The sequence below is a fragment of the Rhizobium sp. BR 314 genome (genome assembly GCF_047445805.1).
Classification (GTDB): Bacteria; Pseudomonadota; Alphaproteobacteria; order Rhizobiales; family Rhizobiaceae; genus Rhizobium; species Rhizobium lusitanum_B.
Map to the genome: position 1 here is coordinate 77,215 of NZ_JARWLA010000020.1, position 22,119 is coordinate 99,333.

General features: G+C 61.5%; 20 protein-coding genes. 15 read left to right on the forward strand and 5 right to left on the reverse strand.

Going from position 1 to position 22,119, the window contains the following annotated elements:
• Positions 1–104 precede the first annotated feature (104 nt).
• Together QD461_RS22700 and QD461_RS22705 are read left to right on the forward strand one after the other, a co-directional pair.
• Complete coding sequence (locus tag QD461_RS22700) at positions 105–1,376, forward strand: 4-aminobutyrate--2-oxoglutarate transaminase (RefSeq protein WP_414089764.1); 1,272 nt, start codon at positions 105–107, stop codon at positions 1,374–1,376.
• A gap of 76 nt (positions 1,377–1,452) precedes the next feature.
• A complete protein-coding gene (locus QD461_RS22705) occupies positions 1,453–2,934 on the forward strand; it encodes an NAD-dependent succinate-semialdehyde dehydrogenase (RefSeq protein WP_414089765.1) in 1,482 nt (493 codons plus the stop codon).
• Positions 2,935–3,042: 108 nt separating this feature from the next.
• On the opposite strand, the gene QD461_RS22710 is transcribed toward QD461_RS22705, so the two are convergent.
• The gene (locus tag QD461_RS22710; RefSeq protein WP_414089766.1) at positions 3,043–3,816 is read right to left on the reverse strand and encodes a metallophosphoesterase; all 774 of its coding nucleotides are present in this window, start codon (positions 3,814–3,816) and stop codon (positions 3,043–3,045) included.
• 392 nt (positions 3,817–4,208) lie between these two features.
• Between QD461_RS22710 and copD the strand changes: the two genes are divergently transcribed.
• Positions 4,209–5,093, forward strand: a complete 885-nt coding sequence (gene copD, locus QD461_RS22715) for a copper homeostasis membrane protein CopD (protein WP_414089767.1) — start codon at positions 4,209–4,211, stop codon at positions 5,091–5,093.
• Between the two features lie 22 nt (positions 5,094–5,115).
• Here copD and QD461_RS22720 read toward each other — a convergent pair whose 3' ends face one another.
• Both QD461_RS22720 and QD461_RS22725 read right to left on the reverse strand, forming a co-directional pair.
• Positions 5,116–5,886 carry a TIM barrel protein gene (locus QD461_RS22720; RefSeq protein ID WP_414089768.1) on the reverse strand — a complete coding sequence of 257 codons (771 nt, stop codon included), beginning with the start codon at positions 5,884–5,886 and terminating at the stop codon, positions 5,116–5,118.
• Between the two features lie 61 nt (positions 5,887–5,947).
• Complete coding sequence (locus QD461_RS22725) at positions 5,948–6,895, reverse strand: helix-turn-helix domain-containing protein (protein ID WP_414089798.1); 948 nt, start codon at positions 6,893–6,895, stop codon at positions 5,948–5,950.
• A gap of 86 nt (positions 6,896–6,981) precedes the next feature.
• Between QD461_RS22725 and QD461_RS22730 the strand changes: the two genes are divergently transcribed.
• The 5 genes from QD461_RS22730 to QD461_RS22750 all read left to right on the forward strand — a co-directional run bounded on the left by QD461_RS22730 (position 6,982) and on the right by QD461_RS22750 (position 13,338).
• On the forward strand, positions 6,982–8,256 hold the full coding sequence (locus tag QD461_RS22730) for an ABC transporter substrate-binding protein (protein ID WP_414089769.1): 1,275 nt from the start codon (positions 6,982–6,984) through the stop codon (positions 8,254–8,256).
• A 112-nt stretch (positions 8,257–8,368) separates the two neighbouring features.
• Complete coding sequence (locus QD461_RS22735; protein WP_184709640.1) at positions 8,369–9,229, forward strand: carbohydrate ABC transporter permease; 861 nt, start codon at positions 8,369–8,371, stop codon at positions 9,227–9,229.
• Positions 9,226–10,062: a carbohydrate ABC transporter permease gene (locus QD461_RS22740; RefSeq protein ID WP_400677387.1), complete on the forward strand. Its 837-nt coding sequence runs from the start codon at positions 9,226–9,228 to the stop codon at positions 10,060–10,062. Before QD461_RS22735 ends, QD461_RS22740 begins: the two co-directional genes overlap by 4 nt.
• Before the next feature lie 14 nt (positions 10,063–10,076).
• Entirely contained in the window at positions 10,077–11,165 is a 1,089-nt protein-coding gene (locus QD461_RS22745) for an ABC transporter ATP-binding protein (RefSeq protein ID WP_414089770.1), read from the forward strand.
• A gap of 169 nt (positions 11,166–11,334) precedes the next feature.
• Positions 11,335–13,338, forward strand: a complete 2,004-nt coding sequence (locus QD461_RS22750; RefSeq protein WP_414089771.1) for an aldo/keto reductase — start codon at positions 11,335–11,337, stop codon at positions 13,336–13,338.
• Positions 13,339–13,444: 106 nt separating this feature from the next.
• Here the strand turns inward: QD461_RS22750 and QD461_RS22755 are convergent, their stop codons facing one another.
• Positions 13,445–13,978, reverse strand: a complete 534-nt coding sequence (locus QD461_RS22755) for a methylated-DNA--[protein]-cysteine S-methyltransferase (protein WP_414089772.1) — start codon at positions 13,976–13,978, stop codon at positions 13,445–13,447.
• A gap of 250 nt (positions 13,979–14,228) precedes the next feature.
• On the opposite strand from QD461_RS22755, the gene QD461_RS22760 reads away from it, so the two are divergent.
• A complete protein-coding gene (locus QD461_RS22760) occupies positions 14,229–14,564 on the forward strand; it encodes a DUF6665 family protein (protein WP_414089773.1) in 336 nt (111 codons plus the stop codon).
• Between the two features lie 16 nt (positions 14,565–14,580).
• Here QD461_RS22760 and QD461_RS22765 read toward each other — a convergent pair whose 3' ends face one another.
• A complete protein-coding gene (locus QD461_RS22765; RefSeq protein WP_414089774.1) occupies positions 14,581–15,780 on the reverse strand; it encodes an ROK family transcriptional regulator in 1,200 nt (399 codons plus the stop codon).
• 226 nt (positions 15,781–16,006) lie between these two features.
• On the opposite strand from QD461_RS22765, the gene QD461_RS22770 reads away from it, so the two are divergent.
• From QD461_RS22770 to QD461_RS22795, 6 genes are all read left to right on the forward strand, one after another.
• Complete coding sequence (locus QD461_RS22770) at positions 16,007–17,245, forward strand: extracellular solute-binding protein (protein ID WP_414089775.1); 1,239 nt, start codon at positions 16,007–16,009, stop codon at positions 17,243–17,245.
• A 132-nt stretch (positions 17,246–17,377) separates the two neighbouring features.
• On the forward strand, positions 17,378–18,262 hold the full coding sequence (locus QD461_RS22775) for a carbohydrate ABC transporter permease (protein WP_414089776.1): 885 nt from the start codon (positions 17,378–17,380) through the stop codon (positions 18,260–18,262).
• The gene (locus tag QD461_RS22780; RefSeq protein ID WP_414089777.1) at positions 18,262–19,107 is read left to right on the forward strand and encodes a carbohydrate ABC transporter permease; all 846 of its coding nucleotides are present in this window, start codon (positions 18,262–18,264) and stop codon (positions 19,105–19,107) included. Before QD461_RS22775 ends, QD461_RS22780 begins: the two co-directional genes overlap by 1 nt.
• Positions 19,104–20,126: an SIS domain-containing protein gene (locus QD461_RS22785; protein ID WP_414089778.1), complete on the forward strand. Its 1,023-nt coding sequence runs from the start codon at positions 19,104–19,106 to the stop codon at positions 20,124–20,126. Before QD461_RS22780 ends, QD461_RS22785 begins: the two co-directional genes overlap by 4 nt.
• Positions 20,127–21,053, forward strand: coding sequence for a PfkB family carbohydrate kinase (locus QD461_RS22790; protein ID WP_414089779.1), 927 nt, complete (start codon positions 20,127–20,129; stop codon positions 21,051–21,053).
• Positions 21,053–22,117 (forward strand): ABC transporter ATP-binding protein, encoded by a 1,065-nt coding sequence (locus tag QD461_RS22795; RefSeq protein ID WP_414089780.1) that lies wholly within the window; start codon positions 21,053–21,055, stop codon positions 22,115–22,117. The genes QD461_RS22790 and QD461_RS22795 overlap by 1 nt, the downstream gene beginning before the upstream one ends.
• The last annotated feature ends 2 nt before the right edge of the window (positions 22,118–22,119 follow it).

The following is a 22,119-nucleotide window of genomic DNA, read 5'->3' on the forward strand; positions in this document are numbered from 1 at the left end:
ACAAAATCCCGCTTGAAATCTTGCAGGAAAAATGTAGGAGTTTTCTAAATAATTTGCAGAACTTCTGCAAGATAATTCAGAACTGCTTTCTGGGAGCCGCAGCGATGACCCTGACCGAGCGCAAAAATACCGCCATTTCTCGCGGTGTCGGCATGATGACGCAGATTTATGCCGATCGTGCCGAAAATTCCGAGATCTGGGATAAGGAAGGGCGCCGCTACATCGATTTTGCGTCCGGCATCGCGGTGGTGAACACCGGCCATCGCCATCCCCGCGTCATCGCCGCCGTCAAGGAGCAGCTCGATCGTTTCACGCATACGTGCCATCAGGTCGTGCCCTATGAGAGCTATGTCCATCTGGCCGAACGGCTGAACGCGATCGTCCCCGGTAACTTCGCCAAGAAGACGATCTTCGTGACGACGGGTGCAGAAGCGGTCGAAAACGCCATCAAGATCGCCCGCGCCGCCACGGGCCGCTCCGCCATCATCGCCTTTGGCGGCGGCTTCCATGGCCGTACCTTCATGGGCATGGCGCTGACCGGCAAGGTCGCGCCCTACAAGATCGGCTTCGGCCCGATGCCGGGCGACGTCTTCCATGCGCCCTTCCCCGTGCCGCTGCATGGCGTTAGCGTCGAACAATCGCTGGTGACACTGAAGAAGCTCTTTGCGGCCGATGTCGATCCGCAGCGCGTGGCCGCGATCATCCTCGAGCCCGTCCAGGGCGAAGGCGGCTTCTATCCGGCGCCCTCAGCCTTCATGAAGGCGCTGCGCGAAATCTGCGACCAGCACGGCATTCTCTTGATCGCCGATGAAGTGCAGACCGGCTTTGCGCGCACCGGCAAGATGTTTGCGATGGATCATCATGAAGTGGCCGCGGATCTCGTCACCATGGCGAAAAGCCTTGCCGGCGGCTTCCCGCTCGCCGCCGTAACCGGCCGCGCCGAAATCATGGATGCACCCGGTCCGGGCGGCCTAGGCGGCACATACGGCGGCAATCCGCTTGGTATCGCCGCTGCCCACGCCGTACTCGACGTCATCGCCGACGAGGGCCTGTGCGACCGCGCCAACCAGCTCGGCTCGCGCCTGAAGCAACGATTGGAATCGCTGCGCGACAAGGTGCCCGAGATCGCGGATATCCGCGGCCCCGGATTCATGAATGCCGTGGAATTCAACGATGCGACGACGAAGCTGCCGAGCGCCGATTTCGCCAACAAGGTGCGGCTGATCGCGCTCGACAAGGGGCTCATTCTGCTGACCTGTGGCGTCCATGGCAATGTGATCCGCTTTCTGTCGCCGATCACCATTCAGGACAACGTGTTCAGCGAGGCGCTCGATATTCTCGAGGTATCTCTGCTGGAAGCCAGCGCCGGTCGCTGACCGCGCCAGATCCTGTGATCCATTTTTACGATCAGCCCGTGCGGCATGCCGGGCGAAAACTGTCGGAGTGCATGAAATGTCCTTTACGACCGCAATGACCAAGCATGTGCCATTCTCCTCGCGCTTCCTGCGGGCCGCCGGCTATATCAACGGCGCCTGGACGGCGGGTAGTGCGACGAAGACCTTCGATGTCATCAATCCCGCCACCGGCGAAGTGCTCGCCAGCCTCCCCGAAATGGGTGTTGCCGAGACAACGGCCGCGATTGACGCCGCCTATGCGGCACAGGCGGCCTGGGCCGGACGCCCGGCCAAGGAACGCTCCGTCATCCTGCGCAAGTGGTTCGATCTCATGGTTGCCAATGCCGATGAGTTGGCCAACATCCTGACGGCCGAAATGGGCAAGCCGCTACCGGAAGCGAGAGGCGAAATCCTCTACGCCGCGTCCTATGTCGAATGGTATGCGGAAGAAGCCAAGCGCATCTATGGCGAAACCATCCCGGCGCCGTCCAACGACAAGCGCATGATCGTCATCAAACAACCGGTCGGCGTCGTCGGCACGATCACGCCCTGGAACTTCCCCGCCGCGATGATCGCCCGCAAGATTGCTCCGGCGCTGGCCGTCGGCTGCACGATCGTCTCGAAGCCGGCCGAACAGACGCCATTGACGGCGATTGCGCTTGCTGTCCTCGCAGAAGAAGCAGGCATTCCAGCCGGCGTCTTCAACGTCATCGTCGGCACGGATGGCCCGGCGATCGGCCGCGAGCTTTGCGGTAATCCGAAGGTGCGCAAGATCAGCTTCACCGGCTCGACCGAAGTCGGCCGCATCCTGATGCGCCAGTGCGCCGACCAGATCAAGAAGGTCAGCCTCGAGCTCGGCGGCAATGCGCCCTTCATCGTCTTCGACGATGCCGATCTCGACGCCGCCGTCGAAGGAGCGTTGGCTTCGAAATATCGTAATGCCGGCCAGACCTGCGTCTGCGCCAACCGCATCTATGTTCAGTCCAATGTCTATGATGCCTTCGCTGCCAAGCTCGCGGCCAAGGTCTCGGCGCTTGCCGTCGGAGACGGCTTCAAGCCGGGCGTCACCATCGGGCCGCTGATTGATGAGCAAGGCGTTGCCAAGGCGGAAGATCATGTTCGCGATGCGGTATCGAAGGGCGCGCGGATCCTGCTCGGCGGCAAGCGTATTGAAGGTGCCGGTACCTTCTTCGCGCCGACCATTCTGACCGGTATCGACCGGACGATGAAGGTCGCCCGCGAAGAAACCTTCGGCCCGGTCGCACCGCTCTTCCGCTTCGAAACGGTCGAGGATGTCATCGCGCAGGCGAACGATACGGAATTCGGCCTTGCCGCCTATTTCTTCGCCGGCGACCTGAAAAAGGTCTGGCGGGTGGCGGAAGCACTGGAATATGGCATGGTCGGCATCAATACCGGCATCATGTCGTCGGAGACCGCGCCGTTCGGCGGCATCAAGCAATCCGGCCTTGGCCGCGAAGGCTCGCGCCATGGCGCCGATGACTACCTGGAAATGAAGTATCTCTGCATGGGCAACGTATAGCCGGCAAATCAGCGCCTCCGGCAAGGAGGCGCAACGGCTTTGCATCTGAAATGCGTAAGAAAGCAGGAGGATGGAGGGTTTCCGCAATTCAAGGAAAGCGGAAACTCTCTAGGTTGAAGTAATGCTGATACGGCCCTGCCATAACCGCGCCGCAGTCAACTTACCCGTGCGAAAAGCACCGGTGTCGAGATTGAGCCGGAGGCCGTGGGCATCGACCTGGGCGATCGGCGTATGGCCGTGCACGATAAGCTTGGGCAGCGGTTGCGCAGTATCAAAGAAACGAGAGCGGATGAAGACGAGATCGTGGTCCTGCTGATCCGCAATCGAACGATCCGGATCAATGCCGGCATGGACGAACAGGGCTTGCCGCGTATCCAGCATGATCGGCAAACGCCGCAGGAAATTGATGTGATCGTCGGGTAGCCAGGTTCGCAGGAAGGTGTCGAGTTTCTTCTGGCTCGGATATTGCTGCCGCAATGTCGGGATATCCGCACCATAGGATGCAAGAGTGGCATCGCCCCCAAGCGCCATCCAGTCATCCAGAGATATCTCACCATCGATATAGGCAAGCATCTCCATTTCATGATTGCCGGTCAGGCAGATGCGATCGAAGCCCTTGGGCGGCGGCGCCATCAGTCGACCGACGACCTGGGCCGAGGCAGGGCCGCGATCGATATAGTCTCCCAGCATGACGATAAGCTTGCGACCAGGAAGTCCGGCAGCGTCGGTAACGATTTTGCGTTCCAGTGCGCTCAGGAGGTCGTATCGGCCATGAACGTCGCCAATGACATAGGTAGGCATATCGAGATTTTCGAGCCGTTCGCGAGACCGGCGATGGCCGAAACCATGAGCCATCCTTTCGCGTATCCTAGCTGCCGACATAGAACTCCCTTTCGAGCATACACCCCGAGACGCCTTGGCAATCTCTGTAAGAGAACTCAAAAGCGACGATTCTGTGCCAAAAAGCAGGAATCGACGCCCACAGGCGGTATCGCGACCGATTGGGGCCTGCGGTACCGGGTTGCCTTGCGGCAAAGCGCCTCGAACGACGCCTTTATGCATGGAGAAAGTTGACAGGGAGTATCCGCAATTCTATCGCGCTTGAGATCCTAACGGGAGAAAGGCCGATCGCCCGGATTGCAGACCCCGGTATATATTCACGCTATTCCGGCATCGGCGGCGCGGCCTTGCACCGGCATTCCGCAGGAATGGATCAACCCCTAGCCCGGAGCGTCGATCTTCGATGTAGGCTGTAACTTTATCGTGAAGTCTTGATGAACCCTACTGTTGTGCTGGAACTCTGCCGCTTCTTTCACGGTGCATCGCTGATGCTGCTGTGGGGTGCCTGCGCCTATCTCTGCCTTTTGGTGCCAAGCACGCTCGCCGACACTGTCTGGCGATTGTTGGCGAGGCCGTTTTTCCTGATCGCCGTGATCGCTGCCCTGACGACACTGATCTCTCTGCCGGCGGCAACGGCCCTTATCGGAAGTGGCTGGAGCGACGGGCTTGATATCGGCATCGTCCGCGACGTCCTTCTCGATACGACGGTTGGCCAAGCCTGGCGGGCGCAGGCGATTGCAGCCGTGCTGATGCTTTCCGCCTTCCTGCTGCCGGAAAACCGGCGCCGCCTTGGTTTGGCATGTGCGTCCGGCTTTGGGCTGGCGGCACTTTCCCTCACCGGTCATGCTTCTATGCTGGAAGGCTGGCTACGCCAAGTCCATCGCGGCAACGACGTTTTCCATGTGCTGATGGGCGGCGGCTGGCTGGGAGCACTGGTGCCGCTGATCTCGATTTTGCGGCTTCTCGGCAGGCCGGAATGCAAGGCGGATTCGCAGCGTGCGTTGCGTCGGTTCTCCACCGTCGGACACTGGGCCGTTGCCCTCGTCATCCTGTCGGGCATCGCCAACACCATGCTGATCCTGAAGCGGCTGCCGACCGACTGGTCCTCGCCCTACCAGAGGCTGCTTGCCGTCAAGATCGCACTGGTCGCAGGCATGGCGCTTCTGGCCATCGTCAATCGTTATGTCTTCGTCCCCTGGATTGGTAGAAATCCGCGCCGCGCCTTGCGGGCACTCCGGCTTGGCAGCATCGCCGAGATCGTCATTGGGGTTGCCGTGATCGGTCTTGTTGCCGTCTTCGGTATGATGGAGCCGGTGTAGAACCTGACGCTTTCCGGAAGGCCTAGCCGCCAAGCGACTTGATCACCGCACGAACGGCAGAGGCATTACTGGTCGCCGGCCTGTATTCCAGCCCCACCCTGCCGCGATAGCCTTGGGCAAACAACCAATCGAGCCGCTCCCGAAGGTCAATCCGGCCAGTGCCGGGGTCGCTGCGGCCGGGGTGGTCGGCAACATGGAGATGCACGATCCGCTCGATCCGATCGGCAACGACTTCCTGCGTGTTTTCACCCATAACGGCCGAATGATAGAGATCATAGACGATGCCTATTTCAGGACGGCCGACTTCGTCGACGATATCCAGACCTTCAGCGGTCGAAGAGAGATAGTAGCCGACATGGTCGATCTTGGTGTTCAGCGGCTCAAGGCCGAGCCGAACGCCGGATCCCTTCAGAATATCCGCGCCGGCGGTAAGAGTCTCGATCAATGACGCCCGCTGCTCTGCGCGTGAAAACTCAGGCAAATCATCGCCGGCCTGCGCAATCAAGACGGACGCTCCGAGGCGCTGCGCCACGGCGACGGACTGGTGCAGACCTTCCAGCCAGGCTTCTTTGTTTGCCGGATTCGTAAGTGCGATCATCGGCTCGGCAACCATGCCGGACACCGCGATACCCGTCTCGGCAACGGCGGTTGCGATTGCACCTAGATCCTTGTTCCGCCAGTGCCAGAATTCGATCGCGGCCACACCCGCCTCATGCGCTCGCCGAATACGATCCGCAAACGCATCGCCGTCGCGCGCGAACAACCACTCGATACAAGCCGAAAACTGCCGCATTGAAATCTCCTCCCACATTGTCACCAGCAATGCTCGGGATCGGCAGCGACCGCAAGGGGTCTCAACGCTGAACCTGCGGAGGGCGTCTAATGGAAGATTCGAGGGCTTCCACATTCATCGCGGAAAGCACGCGCATGTCGCGGCGAAAATCGGAAGGCGTCATACCGGCAATGTGGCGGAAAGACTTATTGAAGGCGCTGATCGAGCCGAAGCCGCTGTCCATGGCGACTTGCAACACATTGGCGCCGTCGCGCATCAGCATCGCCTGGGCACGAGAAAGGCGCAGCAGGTTCACATACTTCGCGAGCGTCATGCCTGTCGATTTCTTGAAGAGGTTCATGGCATATTTCGGATGAAGGCGCGCAGCCTTGGCGATATCGACGGTATCGATGTCGTCCAGGAAATTCTCGGCGATGAAGTCGCACATTCTGGCCAGGCTGCGAGAGGATTGCGGATGGGCCTGTTCGTTCGTCAGGCCCTCTTCCTTCTCCGGCATCATGCGATAAGGCTCGAAAGCGATGCGCTCCAACCGCAGGAGCAGTTCGGCAACGGCATGCTCGGCCTTGGCCCCGTCATCCGACATGACATAGCGGTACCAGCGCGCGAAATTCTCGTCATCGGCGGCATCGGTTGCCGAACTTATCAGCGTCTGTCCGCGAATGAGGCGGCCGGAGATGTCGAGCGGCAGACGCAGCCGGAAGAAATGGACGAGCGGCAGATGCGCGCCCGCATAGATCGCGTCTTCGGACAGTTCATCAAGCTGGTGCGGCTGGCCACCCCAGAAAAGGCAGATCTCCCCTGCCTTCAGAGTAAGCTCGTGATCGCCTATGCGGTAGTGCACGGTGCCGCGCACGATGTAGTTCACCTCCACCTGCGCATGCCAATGCGGCTTTGCCATCGGCAGCGGATGGTTGTGGAACATCTGCAGGAATGTCGGAAGCCCTTCGACGCTGCTTGCGCCCGGCTGATAGACCGCTCTTTGACCCACCTTACTTTTCGCCAAGTCGATGTTCCCTTTTTAGGAGACAGAAGCGTACCTGAAGCTAATTTAAGCGCGTTCGCTAGCGGACAGCAATTGAAAAGGGAGGATTTTCAATGCGTTTAAAACTTGCTGGAGCGACTGCGCTTGCCGCTTTGCTCGCTTCCGGTTCTGCCTATGCAGAACAGACGACCATTACAGTCTGGAGCTGGAACATCGCCGCGTCGGCGCTGAAGTCCACGGTCGAGGGGTTCAATAAGAAATATCCGGATATCAAGGTCGATGTGCAGGACATCGGCAACCCCCAAGTCTTCGACAAGATGCTGGCTGCCTGCGCCGCTGGCGGCGACGGCCTGCCCGATGTCATGTCGATCGAAAACCACAAGGCTTCGATCTTCTGGAATCGCTTCCCGGACTGCCTGACCGACCTGACGAAGCTCGGCTACAACGACAGCCTTAAGAAGCAGTTCCCGGATTTCAAGCGCGCAGAGCTTGAGGTCGGCGCCGCCGCCTATGCGATGCCGTGGGATTCCGGCCCGGTCACGATGTTCTACCGTCGCGACATGTATGAAAAAGCCGGCGTCGATCCGGCAACGGTCAAGACCTGGGACGATTTCATCGCGGCCGGCAAGAAGATCTCCGCCGCAAATCCCGGTGTGATCATGGCGCAGGCCGATCTCAACGGTGACACCGAATGGTTCCGTATGCTCGCCAACGAACAGGGCTGCGGCTATTTCTCGGACGACAGCCAGAGCATCACTGTCAACCAGCCGGCCTGCGTCAAGGCCCTGGAAAAGGTGAAGGCAATCAAGGACGCGGGCCTACTGAGCGCTGCGAACTGGAACGAGAAAATCCAGGCGAACACTGCCAGCAAGGTGGCATCGCAGCTCTATGGCGGCTGGTATGAAGGCACCGTCCGCTCCACCTCGCCGGATCTCGCCGGCAAATGGGGCGTCTATCCGATGCCGAGCATGACGGCTGACGGCCCTCATGCTGCCAATCTCGGCGGTTCTTCGCTGGCGATTGCCAACGGCTCGAAGAACAAGGAAGCCGCTTGGAAGTACCTGGAATACACGCTCGGCACCAATGAGGGCCAGGTGACGATGCTGAAATCCTTCGGCCTCGTGCCGTCGCTGCTGACCGCGGTTCAGGATCCCTTCGTCAACCAGCCGCAGCCCTATTGGGGCGGCCAGAAAATCTGGACTGACATCCTCGCCACCCTGCCGAAGATCCGCCCGAACCCCGGCACGCCGTACTTCAGCGACGCCGACGAGATCATAAAGGCCGTCCAGACGAAATACCTTGCCGGCGGCTATCCGAACGGCAAGGCGGCGCTCGACGATGCAGCCCAGCAGATCGCCTCGGCGACAGGTCTGCCGCTCGCGAAATGAGTGACACTGCCGGGCGCGCATCCCAAGCCGCGCCCGGCATCCCCGCCGCCCCTTCGGCGGCGGGGATGCGACGTCACGTGTCACTTCACTGCGCATAAAGGAGGAGGCTTTCATGCGGCTGCAGAACCGGAGCGCCTATGCGTTTCTTGCGCCCTATCTTCTGGTGTTTACGGCCTTCTGGGTGTGGCCGATCATCGATTCGTTCCTGATTTCGTTCCAGAACACCCGCGTCAATCCTTGGACCTTCAACCTGCCGCTCAATTGGGGGCGCCTGTTCGGCGACCCAGCCTTCTATAACGCGCTTCAAAACACGCTTATAATCCTGATCGTCCAGGTACCCGTCATGATCACGCTCGCCACGGTCATGGCGGTGCTGCTGAATTCACCACTGCTCAAGGCGCGCGGCATTTTCCGCTTCGCCTTCTTCGCACCCGTCGTGGTCGGCGAAGTTGCCTATGCGGCTGTCTTCCGCCTGATGTTCAATGTCGATTTCGGCATCATCAATAAGCTGCTCGGCGGTGTCGGCATTTCGCCGGTGTCGTGGTTTGCAGACTCTCATGCCGCCATGGTTCTTATCATCATAGCCGTCACCTGGCGCTGGGCCGGATACAACGCCATTATCATTCTCTCCGGGCTGCAATCGATCCCCGAGGATGTCTACGAGGCCGCGACGCTCGACCGTGTCAACCGCTTCCAGCAGTTCATCCATATCACCCTGCCGCTCTTAAAGCCGATCATTCTGTTCTGCGTGGTCCTGTCCGTCATCGGCACCATGCAGCTCTTCACCGAACCATATCTGATCACCAACAGGGGTGGCCCCGGCGGCGGGACGGAGACGCTCGGCCTGTTGCTTTATCGCCAGGCCTTCCAGTCGACCAACTTCGGCTATGCCTCGGCGATCGCCTACACGATGGCGGCACTCGCGGTGGTCATCTCTCTTCTCAATCTCTGGGTGGGGCGCGAAGCGAAATGAAATCAAAGTCCAAATCCACTCTGATCCGCTCGCTCGCCTTGCACGGCCTGCTGGCGCCGCTCGCCATCATCTGGCTGTTTCCGCTCTGGATGATGTTCGTCTTCTCCACAATGCCCGACTACGGCATTTTCAGCCCAGGTATCATCCTGACACCGTCGACAGGTTTCATGGACAACGTCCGCAACCTGCAGGCAGATACCAACTTCATCGGCGCCATGACGATCTCCATCGTCGTTGCGGTCATCTATACCGTACTGTCTGTGCTGCTGACCTCGATGGCCGGATGGGCTCTGGCGCGCTACCAGTTCGCCGGCCGTTCAGGCGTCATCGGCATCATCCTCGGCACAATCACCTTGCCCTACTCCGTCGTCGTCATCCCGCAGTTCATCATGGTGGCGCGCGATTTCGGGCTGGCCAATTCATGGGTCGCGCTGATCGTGCCGCCGCTCTTCAATTCGCTCGGAGTGCTGTTCATGCGCCAGGCCTTCTCGATGATGCCGGGCGAACTTTTCGATGCAGCGCGCGTCGAGGGTGTCAAGGAATGGCAGATCTTCCTGCGCATCGCCCTGCCGCTCGCAAGGCCGACGATGGCGGCGCTCGCCATCATCCTGTTCCTCGCTTCCTGGAACAACTACCTCTGGCCGCTGCTCATCAATTCCCGGCCGGGAATGATGACCGCGCCCGTGGCGCTCGGGACGCTCATCGGCCTCACCAGGGTATCCTGGGGCGGTATCATGGCCGGCGCCGTGATGCTGACGGCGCCGATCCTTATCATCTTCGTTCTCCTGCAGCGCCACTTCATCGCCGGCATCGCCGCCGGCGCAATCAAATAATTCCGGGGACCCGTATGGCTGAACTGTCTCTTACCAATGTCGTCAAACGCTACGGTGCGCTGGAAATCATTCACGGCGCCAATCTCGAGGTGAAGGACGGCGAGTTCGTCGTTTTCGTCGGTCCGTCGGGATGCGGCAAGTCCACGTTGCTGCGCATGATCGCCGGTCTGGAGGATATTTCCGGCGGCGAACTGAAGATCGGCGGCCGCCTCGTCAATGATGTGGAGCCCGCCGATCGCGGCATCGCCATGGTCTTCCAGTCCTATGCGCTTTATCCGCATCTGACAGTCGAGCAGAACCTCAACTTCGGCCTGCGCATGAACGGCAATCCGAAGGCCGACACCGATCGCCGCGTCAAGCAAGCCGCCGAGATCCTGCAGATATCGGAGCTGATGCAACGCCGGCCGAAGCAGCTCTCTGGCGGCCAGCGCCAACGCGTCGCCATCGGCCGGGCCATCGTGCGCGAGCCGCAGATCTTCCTGTTCGACGAGCCTCTGTCAAACCTCGATGCCGAGTTGCGCGTGCAGATGCGCGTCGAAATCTCGCGCCTTCACAAGAAGCTCGGCACGACGATGATCTATGTCACGCACGACCAGACCGAGGCCATGACGCTCGCCGACAAAATCGTCGTGCTGCGCAGCGGCAATATCGAACAGGTTGGCGCTCCGCTCGATCTCTATGACGACCCGGCCAACCAGTTCGTAGCCGGATTCGTCGGCTCGCCGAAGATGAACTTCCTGCGCGCCGAGGTGGTCGACAGCCAGCCCGGCAGCGTCGTCATCGTGCTGAAGAGCCAGCGCAATGTTCGCCTCACGCTTCCCGTTGCCGCGGCAAAGGCGGAGGTCGGCCAACAAGTAACGATCGGCGTGCGTCCGGAACATTTCCTCGACGCCGGGCGCGGCGATGCGGATCTGACCGTCGATGTCGACGTTGCGGAGCATCTCGGCAATACCAGCTACATTTACGCCAATATCGCTGCCGACGAGCAGATCGTGATCGAACGCGAGGAGTCCCGCACTACAGGCAACAGCGACAAGCTCACCGTGGCACTATCGGCGGCCAAGGCATTCCTGTTCGACAGCGCGGGCAACCGATTGCGGTAGGCGCTGCCCCATGGAGCCGGATGGCTCTAGGTCTGTTCGACCTGAAGTCTGAATCCGCTCTAGAATCAAAGACGTAGAGCGTGATGTCGTCCGAAAACCGCCTACACTTTTCGACATCACGCTCTATCCCCTCCCAAGACAGCATGCAGATTTAGGAAAGGACCATTTCATGACGACCGATACATCCATCCGCTGGGGCATCATCGGCCCCGGCCGGATCGCACAGACTTTTGCCGATGGCGTCGCCCATTCCCGTAGCGGCAAGCTGGTGGCCATCGCCAGCCGCAACCCCGGCAAACCGGGTCTCGGAGACGGCTTCCCCGGCGCACGCATCGTCGACGGCTATGAGGCTCTGCTGGCCGACAAGGAAGTCGACGCGATCTATATCGCGACCCCGCATACCGGCCATGCCGAGTGGGCGATCAAGGCGATCCGCGCCGGCAAGCATGTGCTCGTCGAAAAGCCGATCGCTCTCTCTGCCTTCGATGCCGAAGCCATCTACTACGAAGCGAAGAAGGCTGGCGTTTTCGCCGGCGAAGCCTTCATGTATCGCGTTCACCCGCAGACGGCGAAGCTGATCGAGCTGGTGAAGAGCGGCGTCATCGGCGATCTGCGCATCATCCGCTCCTCCTTTGGTTTCAACATGGGCAAGGTAAGCCCGGAACACCGGCTGTTCGCCAATGACATGGCCGGCGGCGGCATCCTCGATGTCGGCGGCTATCCGGTATCCATGGCCCGCCTGATCGCCGGTGCAGCGAGCGGTAAGCCGTTCCTCGATCCCGACAAGGTGTCGGGCGTCGGCCATCTCGGCCAGACCGGCGTCGACGAATGGGCCTCCGCCGTCCTGAAGTTCCCGAACGAAGTCATCGCCGAAGTGTCCTGCTCGATCATGGCAAACCAGGACAACACGCTACGCATCATCGGCTCGGAAGGCCGCATCGAGGTTGCCGACTTCTGGTTCGCCTCCGGCCACAAGGGCGGCATCGGCAAGATCGACGTAATCAAGGGCGGCGAGACCCAGACGATCGAAGTCAAGGAAGAGCGCTGGCTGTACTCCTTCGAGGTCGACGCTGCAGGCGATGCCATTCGCGCCGGACAAAAGGAATTCGCCTATCCCGGCATCGGTTGGGCGGATTCGATCGGCAATCTCAGGGTTCTCGACCAATGGCGCGCTTCGATCGGCCTCGAATATGTGGTCGAGAAGGCAACGCATCGGACGAAGAACATCGCCGGGGCGACCGTCACCAAGGGCAACAGCATCCCGAAGCGCAGCATTCCGGGCATCTCCAAGCCAGCATCGCTCGTCACGCTCGGCTTCGAGTTCTTCCCGAATTTCGCGGCCGCCTCGCTGACGCTCGACGCCTTCTATGAAGCCGGCGGCAATGCCTTCGACACGGCCTATGTTTATGGCGGCGGCAAGACCGAGAGCATCTTCGGCGACTGGCATACCAGCCGCAACGTGCCGCGCGAGGAGATCGTGCTGATCGGAAAGGGGGCGCATTCGCCGCTTTGCTATCCGGACGTGATCGCCAAGCAGCTCGACCAGTCCCTCAACCGCCTGAAGACCGACTATGTCGACATCTACTTCATGCACCGTGACAATACCGACGTTCCCGTCGGCGAGTTCGTCGATGCCATGGATGCCGAGGTGAAGGCCGGCCGCATTCGCGGCATCTTTGGCGGCTCGAACTGGACGCGCGCCCGCTTCGACGAGGCGATCGCCTATGCAGAGAAGAACGGCAAGACGGCGCCGGCAGCACTTTCCAACAACTTTTCGCTGGCGGAAATGCTCGACCCGATCTGGGCCGGCTGCGTTGCGGCTTCCGACGACGAATGGAAGGCCTGGCTCAATGCCAAGCAAATCCCGAACTTCGCCTGGTCGAGCCAGGGCCGCGGCTTCTTCACCGACCGCGCCGGCCGCGACAAGCGCGACGACGAGGAGTTGGTTCGCGTCTGGTATTCCGACCGCAATTTCGGTCGCCGCGACAGGGCGATCGAACTGGCGCAGAAGCTCGGCCGCAGCCCGATCCACATCGCGCTTGCCTATGTCGTTGCCCAGCCCTTCCCCGTCGTCCCGCTGATTGGCCCGCGCACGGTCGCTGAGCTCGAAGACAGCCTTTCGGCGCTCGACATCAAGCTGACGCCGGAACAGGTGAAGTGGCTTGAGGGCTGATGCGAAGCGGCTTTCGCTGAGCTAAGCGCATGAGACAAGAACAGCCCATCCGGCATCCGGATGGGCTGTTTTCCATACGGCCATGCCGACAATCGTTCCGCTATGCTCAGGCAGCGAAATCGAAGACCTTTGTCTCCGCGCCTTCCAGGCGCAGCAGATAGGCCTTGCGCTCCAGACCTCCCGCAAATCCGCGAAGCTCGCCCGTCGATCCGATGATCCGGTGGCAGGGGGCGATGATCGAGATCGGGTTGCGGCCGTTGGCAGCGCCGACCGCCCGCACCGCCTTCAGAGCGCCGATCTCAGCCGCGATCTGCCGATAGGTACGCGTCTCGCCGAAGGGGATAGTCAGCAATGCGTGCCAGACCTTACGCTGAAACTCCGTTCCCGCGAAATCGAGCGGCAGCTCGAAGCTACGCCGTTTGCCGGCAAAATATTCCAGCAGCTGCCGTTCGGCTTCCAGCAGAACTGGATGATTCCCGTCTTCGGCGACGATCGACAGCGGCACGCGCTTCGGCCGGTCGTTGTCCCACAGAATCGCGGCAAGACCATCATCGCTGCCGACAAGCTTGAGCGCGCCAACGGGCGAATTCATGATCCGATAGACATAGTGCTTTCCGTCATATCCCGCAGCTTTGGTCATGCCGATATCCTTTCCTTGAATTGCGCTTACTGTCTCCGGCAGAATTACCTTCTTGAAGCGCTTGTTACCCCATAGGACCCGAAATGCCCGTCTCCAGCCACCCGAAAAGAGACGTTGGCCGCGAAATCCAGCGATTTCGGATCCGTGCGGCACTGTCGCAACGAGCGGAGGCAACATACTCGCTCTTGGGAAAGGGGCCGACATTGTGTAGAACCGAGACAGGACATTTCACCAGCAAGCGGAGCCAGAGATGACCGTTCGCCCGCCAAGCAGCTTCAATCCATCCCGGATCAACGACACCGGTCTCGGGATTCTTGAATATGAAATGATGTCGGAGCGCGCCAGCACGCTCGGCCAGCACGGCGTGAAGGTAGAGACGGCGCTTGCGGCGCTGCGCGACGGCGAGGCGAAGGGCAGACAAGGCGTAGACCACGAGCGGCTGGTCGATAGCGCCGCCGAAGCCGTCTGGGCAATGTTCATTCACCGCGAGATCTGTGGCCTGCGCAATAGCCGCGACGTCATTCAGCGCTACGAGATCCCGAACAAGGTGCTCGTGCGCCTAGGCGCCAGCCCCCGTCATCCCTGAATTTCCGGCCTGACGTTCAGGACTTCAGGATCGCCGAGAAGCGCGGGTCGAAGGCGTGGCCGATCGGCTCCACTGCCGCCCCGCGCGCCACCGCCCAAGGGTCGGTCATGCCAAGCTGCAGTCGTGGCAGCGACCGGTTGGGGTGATCGGCGTTGGAAGGCAACAGCGGCTGCATGGCGGCCATCAGCCGAACGGCAAGAGCCGCCGGTGCGCCGCCGCACAGGATCACCGTCTGCGGATCGAAGACGGTTTCGATCAGGTGCACGCTCCAGCGCAGGTCGACGGCCGCCTTTTCGACCCAGGCCAGAATATCCGGATCATCAGCGGCGGCCCGCTCGTCTATCAGCGAGTAGATGTCGGGCGCCGTCGGATCGACACCGAGATGCTCGTAGAGCGACGCCAGGGATGCGTTGTGTTCTACAGTCCTGCGGCCGCCGGACGACAAGAGCGCCATGCCGATTTCTCCGGCGTTGCCGCGCGCGCCGCTATAGAGCTCACCGCCGAGAATGAGCCCGGCACCGATACCGTAGCCGACGTAGAGACAGACAGCGTGGTCAAGACCGTGTGCTGCACCGACCATCCGCTCGGCCGTCGCGCAGGCGGCCGCGTCGTTTTGCAAGGTGACATTGAGGCCGGTGCCGGCGGCAAGCGTTTCCAGCAGCGGAAAGCGCTGCCAAGGACCCATCATCCAGGGATTGTCGGCATCATCACGCTCGAGCCCGAAAGGTCCGGGCATTGCAGCACCGAGGCCGACAAGGCGCTTCTCCGCCTGGGCGACGCGCTGTTTCAGCTCCGTGCGCACGTCCTGCACCAGCTGCAGAACGACAGGCGTGCCCGTCGTCGGGCCGCTGGTGGGCAGGTTTGCTTCCTTGCGGATGAGGACATTGCCGACGAGATCGACGGCAATGGCGCGGGTAATGTGACGGTCGATCTGCAGGCCGATGGCGAAGGCGCCTTCCGGCACGAGGCCATAGGGCGTGGACGGCTGCCCGCGACCATGGCGCACGCTTTCCCGCGACGTCACGAGCCCGTCACCCTCCAGCTCCTCCATGATGTTGGAGACTGTCTGCTTCGTCAGGCGGGTGGCGCGCGCAAGATCGGCGCGGGAGAGCGCACCGTTCAGCCGCAAAGCATCGATGATCACTCGCCGGTTATGGGCGCTGGTGCCCTCGTGGTTTGTTCCGCTCGTGGCCCTGATCGGGCGTTTATCGTTCATCTTTATTTGCCTCTTGACACCACTAGATTATTGAAGAACAAATTAGTCAAGACAATTGACTTAAAGAAACCGCAGAGTTTCATCGGGGAACATAGGGAGCCACAGTCTCCAACACGCGCCGACCTATGTTCGGCGACCGGCCCGGCCAATTGCCTGCCCGACGACCCATGGCGACGCTTGGCCGCCAGTGGAAAAATCGCGTGAGTGTCAAAAACTGGAGGATGGAATGTTGAAATCATTGAACAAGACATTGCTCGGCGCGGCGCTGATCAGCGCTTCCTTCGCCTCGCATGCCTTTGCCGAAACGACAATCAATGCCCTCTTCATGGCGCAGGCCGCCTACAGCGAAGCCGATGTCCGCGCCATGACGGACGCCTTCTCCAAGGCCAATCCGGACATCAAGGTCAATCTCGAATTCGTTCCCTACGAAGGCCTGCACGACAAGACCGTACTGGCGCAAGGCTCCGGCGGCGGCTACGACGTGGTGCTCTTCGACGTGATCTGGCCGGCCGAATACGCAACCAACAAGGTTCTGGTCGACGTGTCCTCGCGTATCTCGGACGACACGAAGAAGAGCGTGCTGCCGGGCGCCTGGACGACGGTCCAGTACGACGGCAAATATTATGGCATGCCCTGGATCCTCGATACCAAGTACCTGTTCTACAACAAGGAAATCCTGGAAAAGGCCGGCATCAAGACGCCGCCGAAGACCTGGGACGAACTGAACGAACAGGCGAAGACCATCAAGGACAAGGGTCTTGCCGCCACCCCGATCGCCTGGAGCTGGTCACAGGCCGAAGCCGCGATCTGCGACTATGCCACACTCGTCAGCGCCTATAAGGGCGACTTCATCAAGGACGGCAAGCCGGACTTCCAGACCGGCGGTGGCCTCGATGCGCTGAAATACATGGTCACCAGCTACAAGTCCGGCCTCACCAACCCGAACTCCAAGGAATTCCTCGAAGAGGATGTCCGCAAGGTCTTCGAAAACGGCGATGCCGCCTTCGCGCTGAACTGGACCTACATGTACAACATGGCCAACGACCCGAAGGACAGCAAGGTCGCGGGCAAAGTGGGCGTCGTGCCGGCGCCGGGCGTTGCCGGCAAGAGCGAGGCTTCCGCGGTCAATGGCTCGATGGGCCTCGGCGTGACCTCCGCCAGCAAGCATCCGGACGAAGCATGGAAATACATCAGCTACATGACTTCGCAGGCGACGCAGAACCAGTATGCCAAGCTTAGCCTGCCGATCTGGGCATCGTCCTATAGCGATCCGACCGTGACCAAGGGCCAGGAAGAACTGATCGCGGCCGCAAAGGTCGGCCTCGCAGTGATGTATCCGCGTCCGACGACGCCGAAATATCAGGAACTATCGACAGCGCTTCAGCAGGCGATCCAGGAATCGCTGCTCGGCCAGTCTTCTCCGGAAGACGCGCTGAAGTCGGCTGCCTCCAACAGCGGTCTCTGATAGTCTTATCGGGCGGTGCTAGCGCAGATGATTTTGGTCTGTTCGACCGAAAGCCGATCACACTCTTCGGCATCATGCTCTAGTCGCCGCCCGCCTCTTACCCTCCATGACGAATGAAAGAAGGGGCCCGCCATGTCCGGCACCTGGATGACAACTCGCGCCTGGTTTTTGATGCTGCCGCTGCTCGTGGTGATGGTTGCCGTCATCGGCTGGCCGCTCGTCGATACCGTCGGCCTTTCTTTCACCGATGCGAAGCTTGTGGGAACCGGCGGCAATTTCGTCGGCATCGACAATTATGCGAAGATGCTGGCAAACTCCAATTTCCAACGGACGCTGATCACCACGGCATGGTTCGCGATCGTCTCCGTCGCCGCCGAAATGGTGCTCGGCGTGCTGGCTGCGTTGCTGCTCAACCAGGATTTCAAGGGCCGCGGCGTGCTGCGCGCGCTGATGATCCTGCCTTGGGCGCTGCCGACGGTCGTCAACGCGACGCTGTGGCGGCTGATCTACAATCCCGAATATGGCGCGCTGAACGCCGCCCTTACCCAGCTCGGCCTGCTAGACGCCTATCGCTCCTGGCTCGGCGAACCCGGCACGGCGCTGACGGCACTCATCGTTGCCGACTGCTGGAAGAATTTTCCGCTGGTCGCGCTGATTGCGCTCGCCGCCCTGCAGGCCGTGCCGCGAGACATCACGGCCGCCTCGCTCGTGGATGGCGCCGGACCCTTCAAGCGCTTCCGCTTCGTCATTCTTCCCTATCTTGTGGGGCCGCTGATGGTGGCGCTGGTGCTGCGCACCATCGAGGCTTTCAAAGTCTTCGACATCATCTGGGTCATGACGCGCGGCGGCCCGGCAAACAGCACGCGCACGCTGTCGATCCTTGTCTATCAGGAAGCCTTTTCCTTCCAGCGAGCGGGGTCCGGCGCGTCGCTAGCCCTCATCGTCACGCTGCTGGTCACGGTGCTTGCCGCCGCCTATGCCGCGCTCGTCCGCAAAACCGCAGGGAGTGCCACCTGATGGAACGCCAGAGCCCGCTCTTCACCTGCTTCATCTATATCTGCGCCGTGCTGCTTGCCGTTGTCATCCTGGCGCCGATCGCCTGGCTCTTCATCATGAGCATTTCGCCGGCTGCCGATCTTGCTGCCAAGCCGCTGCACTGGTGGCCGCAGGCGGCTGATTTCTCGCGCTACAAGGTACTGCTGTCCACACTTGCAAACAGCGAGGGCGCGGCCTTCACCTCGTCGCTGCGCAACAGCATTGAAGTCGCCGGCATGGCGACCATAGCGGCAATAGCGCTCGCCATTCCCGCCGGCTGGGCTGTATCGCGAACGCCATCCGTGGGATGGTCGCTTTCGATGGTCATCGCCACCTACATGCTGCCGCCGGTGGCGCTTGCCGTACCGCTTTATATGGGCCTTGCCCATCTCGGCATGCTGAACAATGTCTTCGGGCTGGCGCTCGTCTATCTGACGATCCTCGCGCCATTCACGACCTGGCTGATGAAATCCGGCTTCGATTCCATTCCGAAGGAGATCGAGGCGGCAGCGATGATCGACGGCGCCGGTCTGTTCCAGACGCTGAGGATCATCACGCTGCCGCTAGCCATGCCCGTGATGGCGACCTCGGCGCTCTTCGCCTTCCTTCTTGCCTGGGATGAATTCTTCTATGCGCTGCTGTTCACGTCGGACCAACGCGCAAAAACCCTCACCGTCGCCATAGCGGATCTCGCCGGCGGCCGTGTCTCAGATTACGGACTGATCGCCACTGCCGGCGTGCTCGCCGCCCTGCCCCCGGTGCTGATCGGCCTTGTGATGCAACGCGCCCTGATCTCGGGCCTGACCAATGGCGGCGTCAAGGGATGACCATGAATCAAGAGAAAACACGCCCCGCCGGCCTAGCCGCCATCGACCGCGAAATGGCCCGCCAGCATGCCGATGCGCTTGCCTCCTTCGAAGCATCCGCCAATATGGCAGCCAGGGCCGCCGCCTCGCTGAAGCGCACCGGCAAGCTGCTGCTGCTCGGCATGGGTGGCTCGCATGCCGTCAACCGCGCCGTCGAACCGCTCTATCGCGCCGCCGACATCGATGCGATCGCGCTGCCGCTCTCCGAGCAACTCGGTCAGCCGCTGTCGCTGGATGGCCGAACGATCTTCATGACCTCCCAATCCGGCGAGAGCGCCGAGGTCGGGCGTTGGTTCAACGAAACGGGCGGCACTGCCGAGACCTTCGGGCTGACACTGGAGGGCAGCTCCTTCCTCGCGAAAACCGCGCCTTCTCTCGTCGGCGCCGGCGGCACCGAACTTGCCTTCGCTGCAACCCGCAGCCTCACCGTGAGCTTCGCGCTGCATCTGGCGATCTTCGCAGCTCTCGGGCTGGATCCGGCGCCTGCGCTCGCCGTGCTTCAAGCGCCTGAAGCGACCGACATCAAGCCGGCACTTTCCGCTCTCGCCAATGTCGTGACGGTCGTCACCTCCGGTCGACGTCTACAGGGTGTTGCAGAGGCTCTGGCGCTTGGTTTAACCGAATTATCCCGCCGTCCCTGCTTCTCGCTCGAAGGCGGCCAGCTGCGCCACGGTCCGATGGAAATGCTCGGCCCCTCGGTTGGCGTCGTGCTGTTTCGCGGCAATGATGCGACGGCGAGCCTCGTGACGGCCATGGCCGTCTCCGCTGTCGAAGCGGGTGCGCCCGTCATTGTCTTTGACAGTTCTGAGGACGAGCCCGTGCCCGGCTGCGTCACCCTGCGCTTCAAGCCGGAAACGGGTATTGCCGCGATCTTCCAGATGCTGCCCGTCGCCCAGCTGCTGATGATCGCCTTTGCCGACGAGCGGGTGGAGAATGCCGGCACGCCGGTGCGCTCCACCAAGATCACCCGGAGCGAGTGAATGAAGCCGCTTGCAGTCATCGGCAACGTCAATATCGACCTGATCCTCGGACCGGCCGCGCCCTGGCCGAAGGCCGGCACCGAGATCATCGTCGATCATGACGAGCTGCGCGTCGGCGGCCAGGCGGGCAACACAGCGCTTGCCTGGGAAGGCCTCGGCGTCGACTACGAGATCTCGGCCAATGTCGGCAGCGACCAGTTCGGGCGCTGGCTCAGCGAGGCCTTCGGCGCACGCAGCAGCAAATGGCCTGTCAGGCCGGAGGGCACGACGCTCTCCGTCGGCATCACTCACCCCGATGGCGAGCGCACCTTTTTCACCACGCGCGGCCACCTGCCGCGATTGAGCTTTGCCGATGTCCTGGCCGCTCTCGATGGCGACAGGCTCTCCGACGGCTATGCGCTTGTCTGCGGCGCCTTCCTCACGGACGACCTCGCACGCGACTACGACGCCCTGTTCGATTGGGCCGACGAGCACCGGATCACGATAGCGCTCGACACAGGCTGGCCGCTCGATGGCTGGACCCCGGCAAATTGCGATGCCACCCGCCGCTGGCTATCGCGTTGCGGCATCGCGCTCCTGAACGAGGTCGAAACGACAACGCTTGCCGGCATGAATGACCCGTCCGAAGCGGCACGGGCGCTTCACGCGCTGATGCCGGAAGGCGCCGCCTTCGTCGTCAAGCGCGGTCCGGACGGCGCGCTTGCCATCGATGCCGGCGGTGATCTCGTTTCGGCTTCAGCGCCGCAGGTCACGGTCGTCGACACGATCGGCGCAGGCGATGTCTTCAATGCCGGCTTCCTGGCGGCCCTTGCCCGCAGCGCGCCGATTGCAGCCTGCCTTTCGGCGGGGACCGCGGTCGCTTCCCGCGCCATTTCCACACTGCCGCGCAGCTACAGCCCGGCCAACGCATCCGAGGAGGACGTTTGATGAGCGCGCTCGAAATCCAGAATATCCGCAAGAGCTATGGCGCGCTTGAGACGTTGAAGGGCATCGATATTTCGCTTGAGAGCGGCGAGTTCCTGGTGCTGCTCGGCTCCTCGGGCTGCGGCAAATCCACGCTTTTGAACATCATCGCCGGGCTTGCCGAGGCGACCAGCGGCGATATCCGCATCGGCGATCGCTCCGTACTCGGCGTCCATCCAAAGGACCGGGATATCGCCATGGTGTTCCAATCCTACGCGCTCTATCCGAACCTTTCGGTCCATCGCAACATCGGTTTCGGCCTGGAAATGCGCAAAGTGCCAGCCGCCGAGCGCGACAAGGCGGTGCAAGAGGCGGCAAAGCTCTTGCAGATCGAGGCTTTGCTGGAGCGCAGGCCGAGCCAGCTTTCAGGCGGCCAGCGCCAGCGCGTCGCAATCGGCCGTGCCTTGGTGCGCAAGCCGGAAGTCTTCCTGTTCGACGAGCCGCTCTCCAACCTCGATGCCAAGCTGCGCATGGAGATGCGCACCGAGCTGAAGCGCCTCCACCAGATGCTGAAGACCACCGTCGTCTACGTGACGCACGATCAGATCGAGGCGATGACGCTTGCAACCCGCATCGCCGTGATGCGGGACGGTCGCATCGAGCAACTCGGCACGCCGGACGAGATCTACAATCACCCGGCAACGCTCTATGTCGCGACCTTCGTTGGGGCGCCGCCGATGAACCTCCTGAACGCGACCGCCGATCGAGGTTCACTCCGCATCGACGGAACCTCGATCACCCTGCCCATGCCGACAACGAAGGCTGAGATCAAACAAGGGCAGGGGCTGGTGATCGGTATCAGGCCTGAAACGCTGCACCTTGACGAAGAGGGTCCGCTCGAGGCGGTTTGTGAGGTGGCGGAGCTGACAGGACCGGAACTGATCGTGACGGCGCAGGCCGGCTCACAGCGGCTGATGGCCTGCCTGCCACCGCGCGCCGCCATTGCCGAAGGACAGCAATTGAAGCTCGGCTTCGATGCCAGCGCCCTGCATCTCTTCGATCGCGCTACCGGCCGGCGCTGCGAATGAGC